The organism is Chlorobium sp. (genome assembly GCF_036528655.1).
In the GTDB taxonomy this organism is placed as follows: Bacteria; Bacteroidota; Chlorobiia; order Chlorobiales; family Chlorobiaceae; genus Chlorobium.
The window spans coordinates 1-2,630 of the sequence record NZ_JAIGND010000017.1 but is presented as its reverse complement, the minus strand read 5'-3'; the positions used below and the strand labels follow the sequence as shown (position 1 = coordinate 2,630).

The 2,630-nt window shown below is 49.5% G+C and carries 1 protein-coding gene and 1 pseudogene; both read right to left on the bottom strand.

The features are described 5' to 3' along the window. On the bottom strand, window positions 1–1,671 hold a 1,671-nt coding region (locus K4305_RS05370; protein ID WP_331561374.1), incomplete at its 3' end, for a retention module-containing protein. Between the two features lie 773 nt (window positions 1,672–2,444). Then, a pseudogene (locus K4305_RS05365) lies at window positions 2,445–2,630 on the bottom strand (TolC family outer membrane protein); the annotation flags it as partial.

Here is a 2,630-nt window from a genome sequence, read left to right as displayed (position 1 = left end):
CTCGTGGTTCGAACTCAGCGTCGGCAGGCTTCCCGTGTTCGTGCCGAGACCGTAGCTGCCCGGTGCATCCGTGCCTACACTGAACAGCCCTGACAGGCTGCCCTGCCATACCGCGTTCTGGCTGTCGCCGTCACCGTTGATGCCGGAGACGTCGTTCGTGTCCTGGTTCCCGCCGCTCAGCGCTTCTTCTTCCACATACCCGCGCTCCGTGCCCGTACCGTCTGCGGGCACGTCGTCCACAACTGTAACGATAAACGATCCGTCAGCAACATCGAGCATCCCCTCGTTGGTATCCCTGACCCGGAAATCAAAGGTGAAATCCATCGTATTCTCGCCGGATCCGGCAGGATGATCGAGCTGGTCGATAAGCCTGAACTCATATCGCTGCGAACCATTCGAATCCGTCGGATCGAAGATGTTCACAAGAAATACCTGCTGATCGGCATGCGGAGCATTGCCGGGTGTTATATCACCGGTATAGGCAATCAGGGTATATCCGTCATCACTGATATAGTATTTGACCGCCTTGCCGTCTGAGGACAACCCGACGGGAGCAGTCTGCGACGTGAAAAAGGTATCAATCGGATCTTCGCCGGGAACGACGCCGAGCAAACCACCGACAGTCACCGACTCCTTGCCATCACTGTCGTTACCTTCCGGAAGATCGTCTTCGTCAACGACTGAAGGTTCAGGAGAGGCGATTTCCGGCGTGGTATCAAGCACATCGATCACAAGACTGGCTGACGCGGTGTCGCCGTCATCATCGCTTATCGTATATCCGATCGTATCCTTCAGAACATCGTCCGCCCCATGCTCTTCATTCGGATCGCTGAGATAACTCCATTTTCCGTCGCTGCCTATTGTCAGTTGTCCATACAGGGTATCGACCGTTACCGATCCGGATGCCGGCACAGAAACGGTTTGCGGAGCACCGCCGTCTTCAGGTATATAGGTGATTGCAACGACTCTCGACTTGCCGTCGCCATCAATATCGTTGTTCAGCACATTGCCGGTCACCGTATTTTCGCCTTCGAGAACTCGATTCGCATCACCGAGGGCATCAGGCAGATCGTCATTCGCCACAGGAATATAATCGGGACGGTCATCCGCGGCCATTCCGCTGAACTCTCTGAGTACATATCCCGCTTCGTTCGCATCGAAAGAAAGCGGAACTGCAGACATTCTTAAACGCTGATTATGCGTTGCCCTGCCGTCTAAATACGCGTCATTTTCTCCGTTTCTGCAGGCAAGCAGCGGAATATACTTTCCTCTTACCGACCAGAAACGATATGGAGGATCAACCACGCTTTCATGAATTCGATCGACACGAATAAACCCATGCCCAATCTGCCTGTTCCCCTGTCCTTGATCATCGGAACCATCCGAGTCGTAATCAGTCTGATAATCGGAATTATCATCCGTACCCGCAGCTCCCTGTTTGTCGAAAAGGTCCGAAACGATTTCAACCTGCTTGCCACCTGCTATCGTAATGAGTGAACCGGAAGCATTCTTAAGCTCGACCTTACATCCATCGGAAGTCACAACAACTTCGCCCTGATAAACGGCATCACCCTGCTTTACGGAACGCAGCTTTCCATCCTGAGACCGAATCCAGACCCTTCCGGAAACTCCGGTTACGGTTGCAATCGGGGCAACGTTGATGGTGCTCATATATCGTGTATTATTAGAATTTATTAATTATTATTTCAGTAATTCTTGACACATATCGAAATACCAAAGCATCGTTGCCTTTAGGATTAACAATGACCGAAACGACAGATTTTAAGGGGAAAAGCAGGATAACAGGCTTTACCTGAATAGTCACAGACCGTACAAATACAAATAACAGCAATACAAACCACTCAATAGGTGTAACCTGCTTAACTATCGCATTACCTGATCAGGGGGAAATGACTGCAACAGGCATCTTGTCTGACGAGTCAAGACCGGTTATGCGTGAAAGGTTATTATCTGTTTATAGTATATAGCTTCCATATATATACTATTTATACAAGCTATACAACAAAATTTATCCACTTTATTTAAGTAAATAAACTACAGCACTTTACTTAAAAAAGCACAGTCTATATAAAAAAATCTCAGAAAAAAAAGCCATATGTTATATGGCAGGAAAAAGACGCATAGCTGAAAATGGAAATAAGTACTGAATTGGCGAATATTCCTGGAGAATTCGGCATTTGGATAGCGGGATTGCTCTTCAATCCGTGCAAATCCAATCTTCAATCAGCGGGAACCGCGCTCTTCCCTCCAAAAAAAACGGCGTCTGATTTGAACGGCAATGCCGGGCAAACCAGACGCCAATCCGTGTTAATCCGTGCAAATCCGTGGGCAACCTCTTCCTCTTCAATCCCCGCTCTTCCAGCCAACAGCCCACAGGACACGATCTTCAATACACCGCCCCCCCGGCTGACGGACCAAAATCCTCAATAAGAACCCGGAGCTTCAATTGGCGGCAGATCGGCTTCCGTCACCTTCGGCATCGGAATATTGATATCCTTCAGACTCGGCATCTCGCCGCGAACGATACCCATCGTGCTCATCAGTTTGCCCATACCGGCCAGCGTCCGAGCATTGGCAACCGTCAGGTCGAAAAACCCGTTAAAGTATGC